Genomic DNA, 6,000 nt, shown 5'->3' on the forward strand with positions numbered 1-6,000 from the left:
CCCCAGTATTAGGATGAACAACATTTAATGAAAATATTAATTTACAACAAAAAAACAAGGGGGAGCCCTTGTTTTGGAATTTTTATATTTCTTTCACCATTGCCACATGTGGGATTCCAGCATCCATAAAGATATCAGAAACAGTAGTGTACCCAATGTTTTTATAAAACTTTTCTGCATGTGTTTGTGCGTTAAGCTTTAGTTTGGAAATACCTTCACTACGTGCAATTTGCTCCATTTTTTCCATAATGACTTTACCAGCACCTTTGTTTCGAGCCGATTCTAGGACACATATACGTTCTACTTTACCAATTCCATCAATCGTACGAAAACGTCCATTCCCAATGGGTTCTTGGTTATCGTAAAGAACTACATGAATGGATTCATTTTCATATTGATCAAACTCTTCTTCTTCAGGAACCTGTTGTTCATCAATAAAAACGATTCTTCTTATTGTATAAGCATCATTCATTTGTTCATCTGTTTTTGCAATTATGGCTTCCATTCTAATTAGCAATCCTTTCCCAAACGGAATGTTTCATAGACTGTCCAAGATCCATTCTCAAGCTGATAAAGCAGGTGGAAACGGTCTACTTCTTCTTCATAATTGAAGTTTTCCATTTTGAGTTGTCCAAGTACATCTGAATGCTCGTCATCAGAGAGTTTTTGCCCGATTGTAATATGTGGTACAAAAGAGTACTCGAGCGTATCCCCAAATGTTCCACTATGAAGATAGTGATGAAGTTCATTTAGCTCATCAGTTGGATCAACCTTAAAATAAATCACATTGTTTACAGGTGAAAAGGAACTAACCTTGTACACACGAAGTGTAACAGGCATTACTTTTGCTGAAATCTCATGCAATTGTGAAGAAATCTCTTTTATTTGATCATCAGAAGCTTCAAAAGCATTTTTTAATGTTAAATGTGGTGGAATGAGCGCGTAATTTGGGTCATAGCGTTTTCTATAAGAATTCGCTAAATCTTGTAACTTTTTTGATGGGAATAATACAATACCGTATTTCATCAATAACCCCTCCTTGAGTTTTAAATTATATATATAGCTTTAGTACTTTACAATACAGAGTGTAATCCTATTATAGCAAATTTTCGAAATAGATTATATATTAGCTTCTGTGCCTAGTGAAAATTAAATCTTTAACATCAACTGCAATGCTCTATGTAAATCCGGCTGCCAATAGGTCCACGTATGATTACCCTGAAACTCATCATAAAAGTACGGAAAACTTTTACGGTCTATTAAAGAGTGTAACTCCCGGTTTGGAGTTAGAAAATCTTTAACCTTTCCTCTTGTTGTTTCAACTGTTGTTTCCTCAGTTCCAATTACATGATAGATATTCAATAAATGAGGTTCATTAAATTCCATGACTGCACCCATGACAAAATCATTCACGTAAGGTGATTGAAGGACCACTTTTCCAAACGTATGTGGATAGGACAGAGCTGTCATAAGTGAGACTGTTCCACCTAGTGAGTCTCCAATAAGGCATCTTCCCATTCCCATTTGATACGTAGGAAATTCTTGATCAATATAAGGCACTAATTCCTCTGCTAAAAAGCGTTGATATTTAGCTTGCTTCACACCATCAGGATGGTATGTTTCTCTACGATCTTCGACATCCTTATAAGGAATACCTACTATGATTGTATTGTCTATTTCGTTATTTTGCATAAGCTTTTCTATAACTCGAGCAATTCTTCCTAAAGTGAAATAATCCCGTCCATCTTGGGCTATAAGAACCGTATATTTATATAGTGGAGAGTAAGTACTCGGAAGATAAATTAATAAGTCTACATCTTCTCCAAGTGAGCGACTATGAATTGTTACCTCTTTCATGGTTCCTTGCCTCGTTGTTTCCATGTAAAATCCCCCATTACTTCTATCGTTTACATCTTTTAAAAATTTAAGCGTAGTTAAAACATAATAATACAAATCGATTATACAATAAATTTTAAAAATAAACAGAGCTCAAAATTTTGATAATGAGTTGGTGCAGGACGTGGCATGTTTTGTCGATGTTCCCCGAGCGAAATGTTCTGGATGTTTACAAAGGTATTTTTTTCTTTTTGTATTAAACAGTTGACATAAACAACATACAATATATAATAAAGTTTATTAATCCGATTAAACACATAAGAATTGTATTGAAAGTTGGTGATTGAATGTTTCTATCTATTAATGATGTGAATAAAGAATATGTTAATCAGGATGTTGTTAATCAAGTCCTATCCAATATAAATGTATCAATAAATGAAGGAGAGTTTGTCTCAATATTAGGTCCTTCTGGGTGTGGAAAGTCAACGCTCTTATCAATGGTTGCAGGATTAAATAAACCGACAAGTGGAGAAATTCTTCTACAAGGAAATCCGATAATAAAACCCGGAAAAGATCGCGGGATGGTTTTCCAACAGCCGGCCTTGTTTCCATGGATGTCTGTCGAAGAAAATGTGATGTTCCCAATTCGCAAAGAATTGAATAATACGAAAGCAAAAGAGATTGCCAATCAATTCCTAAAGATGGTCCAACTTAGTAACTATACACAGCATTCACCACATGAGTTATCTGGAGGGATGCAACAAAGAGTAGCGATTGCTAGAGCTTTAGCGATGAATCCAGCTGTTTTACTTATGGATGAACCATTTGGTGCATTGGATGAGCAGACCAGATCACGTCTTCATGTGGAATTAGAGAAAATTTGGCTTGAAACGAAAAAGACCATTTTGTTTGTCACTCACAGCATCCAAGAATCTATTAAGCTATCAGACCGAATTCTTGTAATGGGCACAAGACCTGGGGTGATCTTAGAGGACATAAAGGTAGAACTACCTAGACCAAGAAATGATGTGCGTGAACAATCAATAGAATTAGAAAAAAGAATCTTAGCATTGTTGGAGAAGGAAATTGAAAAAGTAGTTAAAGAGGAGTTAGCGTATGCATCCAGCAGTTAAACGAATTATCTTTTTTTCAAGTATACTTATTATTTGGGAATTTGCTGTCAAGATTAGCGGAGTGTCCGAGTCTGTAATGCCCGCACCAACAGATGTATTTCGTGAACTTGCTAGAGGTTTTGCTGACAAAACACTTATATATGATATCATTGCCAGTTTCAAACGATTATTTGTAGGCTTGCTAATCGGAGTTTCGATAGGAGTTGGGTTAGGTATTCTATTAGCAAAGTCGAAAACAGCGGATGAAACATTAGGTACCCTCGTATTAGCGCTTCAAAGTGTACCTAGTATTGTTTGGTTACCAATTGCGATTATGTGGTTTGGTTTAAATGAAATATCTGTTATTTTTATTATCGTTCTCGGAGCAACCTTTGTAATGACAATTAATATGCGAGTGGGTATTAAAAATGTACCTCCTCTTTATATAAAGGCAGCACAAACAATGGGTTCAACCGGTATTGATTTGTTTGTAAAGGTTATTTTTCCAGCATCAATACCATATGCAGTAACTGGTTTAAAGCTAGCATGGGCGTTTGGCTGGCGTGCACTTATGGCCGGTGAACTATTAAGTACAGGTCCAGGGTTAGGATATACACTTCGATTTGCATCTGATTTTGGAAATATGGCATTAGTTATAGGTGTCATGATCATCATTGGTACAGTCGGATCGGTTATGGATTTATTTGTTTTCCAAAGAATTGAGAAAAATGTAATGCGTAGATGGGGATTAGAAAACTAGAAAATGGAGGATGACGTGAATGAAAAAACTATTTACTTTAGCTGCATTTGTATTTTTACTTGTGTTAGCAGGTTGTGGAACGAGCGAAGGGGCATCAGGATCAAAAGATAGTAAAAAAGTAATTATTGGGTACTTCCCGAATATCGATCATGCGCCAGCCATGGTAGCACGCGAAAAAGGGTACTTTGAAAGTCAATTAGGTGAGGATGTAACGATTGAATACAAAACTTTCCCAGATGGTGGTGCATTCATGACTGCCTTAAAAACAGGAGAGATTCATGCCGGACTTGTAGGGCCTGGACCAGTAATGAATAATTTTACAAACGGTGCTGACGTTAAAATTATTGCCGGTGCATCTTCTGGTGGTACTCACATTCTTGCAAGTAAAGAAAGTGGAATTGAATCTGTAGATGATTTCGATGGTCAGACATTTATTACACCTGGTGTAGGTTGTACCCATGACGTACAAATGGAAACTTTCTTAAAAAATCTAGGAATAACATCCGCTCGTATTGGCGGAACACTTAAGCATGTAACAGGAAACCCAGCACAGTACAAAGGGATGTTTGAATCAGGTAAAGTACAAATAGCTGCTGTTCCAGAGCCGTGGGCTTCACTATTAGTGAAAGAAGCAGGTGCGAAAATTATTGTAGATAGCACAGAGATTTCATTTGGTGAAACATTACCAAATACAATTCTAGTTACAAATAGTAAATTTATCGAAGAAGATAAAGATGTGATCCAACAAATTGTAAATGCAAACAAGGAAGCTGTCGATTTTATTAACGCCAACCCTGAAGAATCAAAGACAATCATGATGGATAGCATCAAAGAAATTACAAACCAAGAACTTGATGCAGATGTAGTTGATATGGCTTGGGGAAAAATCAGATTTACAACTGAAGTAAACCAAGAAGTAATCCAAGAGTTTGCTAATGCTTCATTCGATTTAAAATTCCTAAAAGAAAAACCAGATTTCGCTAATTTAATTGATACTCAATTTATTGACTAATGAAGAGACCCGCACTTAAGGGGCAGTAAAACCCCACTGAGGGAAGTTTTCTTTATTACAAACGCCGAGTGATGACATGATAAACCGTTCCGTTTTTAAGGTGCAAAACGGTAAATTGACATTAGAAATGGCATACGAATCGACGTATGCCATTTTCCTTGTGCGCCCTGCATGGGTGAATACTCGGTGGTGAAAGTCCACTACAGGCTTGGCAGTAGGAACTGTTAGCGAAAGACAAGGTGGCTATCGTGAGGTAGTGGCTGAAGGAAGTCGGACGCAAACTCCTGAACTGACGAACAGAAACTAGATATAAGGCTGAATTAGGTCGGATAAGGTTGCAAGACAAACTGAAGTCCAATACTGCTCGAAACCTATACAGTAAATCTAGCAGTTACATGGGAGGAAAGTATTCACTCTTACCAGGGGAGGTCTTACGAGGGCACAGTGCAAGTTAAGTGATAACGAACCAGTGCAATCTTCATGGTGACATGAGGATGAATCGTAAGAAGTCAGCCGAGGTCATAGTAGCGTTCGCTGACAGGACGTGAAGGACTGAACAATAATAATTTTGAGGATACAAGGAGGTGTGGAAATTGCGACAACCGCAGAAAACAGGGAAACCTGGCTACCGTCAGAGAGATAATGTGGAACATGAAGAGTATAACGGAGTGCATAGTAATTTCCATGGTGAACTGAACAATCAAAATGGTGTAAATCTGTATGAGAGAATTCTTACAAGGAATAATCTCAATCAAGCCTACCTCCAAGTTGTCAGAAATAAGGGAGCCGCAGGCGTAGACGGTATGACTTACGACCAGTTACTCCCGCACTTGAAGGAGCACAGGGAAGAGTTACTAACGAAATTACATGACGGAACTTATAGCCCACAACCCGTGTTGCGGGTTGAAATTCCAAAACCTAACGGTGGTGTAAGAAAATTAGGGATTCCAACTGTTATCGACCGGATGATTCAGCAAGCAATCAATCAAGTCTTACAACCAATATTTGACCCTACGTTCTCCGATAATAGCTTTGGGTTTCGTCCGAAGCGTAGTGCACACCAGGCTATCATACAAGCGAAGTCGTACTACGAGCAAGGGTACAGATACGTTGTAGATATGGATATGAAAGCTTATTTTGACACAGTGAACCACGATAAACTCATGTACTACATCGAGGAAAAGGTAAAAGATAAGCGTGTTTTACATCTTATCCGCCAATACCTCAAAAGCGGTATTATGGTAAACGGTTTAGTTCAAGCATCCAAAGAAGGAACTCCA

7 protein-coding genes are annotated in these 6,000 nt (G+C 37.6%); 4 read left to right on the forward strand and 3 right to left on the reverse strand.

Annotated features, from left to right (window positions below; translation table 11 throughout):
• Positions 1–82 precede the first annotated feature (82 nt).
• The 3 genes from PY093_RS14905 to PY093_RS14915 form a co-directional block, all read right to left on the reverse strand.
• Positions 83–505 (reverse strand): GNAT family N-acetyltransferase, encoded by a 423-nt coding sequence (locus tag PY093_RS14905; protein WP_275646655.1) that lies wholly within the window; start codon positions 503–505, stop codon positions 83–85.
• 5 nt (positions 506–510) lie between these two features.
• Positions 511–1,026 carry a YjcG family protein gene (locus PY093_RS14910; protein WP_275646656.1) on the reverse strand — a complete coding sequence of 172 codons (516 nt, stop codon included), beginning with the start codon at positions 1,024–1,026 and terminating at the stop codon, positions 511–513.
• A gap of 123 nt (positions 1,027–1,149) precedes the next feature.
• Positions 1,150–1,881: an alpha/beta hydrolase gene (locus tag PY093_RS14915; protein WP_275646657.1), complete on the reverse strand. Its 732-nt coding sequence runs from the start codon at positions 1,879–1,881 to the stop codon at positions 1,150–1,152.
• A 302-nt stretch (positions 1,882–2,183) separates the two neighbouring features.
• Between PY093_RS14915 and PY093_RS14920 the strand changes: the two genes are divergently transcribed.
• The 4 genes from PY093_RS14920 to PY093_RS14935 all read left to right on the forward strand — a co-directional run.
• Entirely contained in the window at positions 2,184–2,969 is a 786-nt protein-coding gene (locus tag PY093_RS14920; protein ID WP_275646658.1) for an ABC transporter ATP-binding protein, read from the forward strand.
• Positions 2,953–3,708: an ABC transporter permease gene (locus PY093_RS14925; RefSeq protein WP_275646659.1), complete on the forward strand. Its 756-nt coding sequence runs from the start codon at positions 2,953–2,955 to the stop codon at positions 3,706–3,708. Before PY093_RS14920 ends, PY093_RS14925 begins: the two co-directional genes overlap by 17 nt.
• A 19-nt stretch (positions 3,709–3,727) precedes the next feature.
• Complete coding sequence (locus tag PY093_RS14930; RefSeq protein WP_275646660.1) at positions 3,728–4,720, forward strand: ABC transporter substrate-binding protein; 993 nt, start codon at positions 3,728–3,730, stop codon at positions 4,718–4,720.
• Between the two features lie 593 nt (positions 4,721–5,313).
• A partial coding sequence (locus PY093_RS14935) for a reverse transcriptase domain-containing protein (RefSeq protein ID WP_275643805.1) occupies positions 5,314–6,000 on the forward strand: 687 nt, incomplete at its 3' end.

It is taken from the genome of Cytobacillus sp. S13-E01, from assembly GCF_029193815.1.
Classification (GTDB): Bacteria; Bacillota; Bacilli; order Bacillales; family Bacillaceae_L; genus Bacillus_BV.

Coding starts and splice junctions, on each gene's coding strand:
- PY093_RS14930 (WP_275646660.1), top strand. CDS start 3,728: ATGAAAAAACTATTTACTTTAGCTGCATTTGTATTTTTACTTGTGTTA.
- PY093_RS14905 (WP_275646655.1), bottom strand. CDS start 505: ATGGAAGCCATAATTGCAAAAACAGATGAACAAATGAATGATGCTTAT.
- PY093_RS14920 (WP_275646658.1), top strand. CDS start 2,184: ATGTTTCTATCTATTAATGATGTGAATAAAGAATATGTTAATCAGGAT.
- PY093_RS14910 (WP_275646656.1), bottom strand. CDS start 1,026: ATGAAATACGGTATTGTATTATTCCCATCAAAAAAGTTACAAGATTTA.
- PY093_RS14925 (WP_275646659.1), top strand. CDS start 2,953: ATGCATCCAGCAGTTAAACGAATTATCTTTTTTTCAAGTATACTTATT.
- PY093_RS14915 (WP_275646657.1), bottom strand. CDS start 1,881: ATGGAAACAACGAGGCAAGGAACCATGAAAGAGGTAACAATTCATAGT.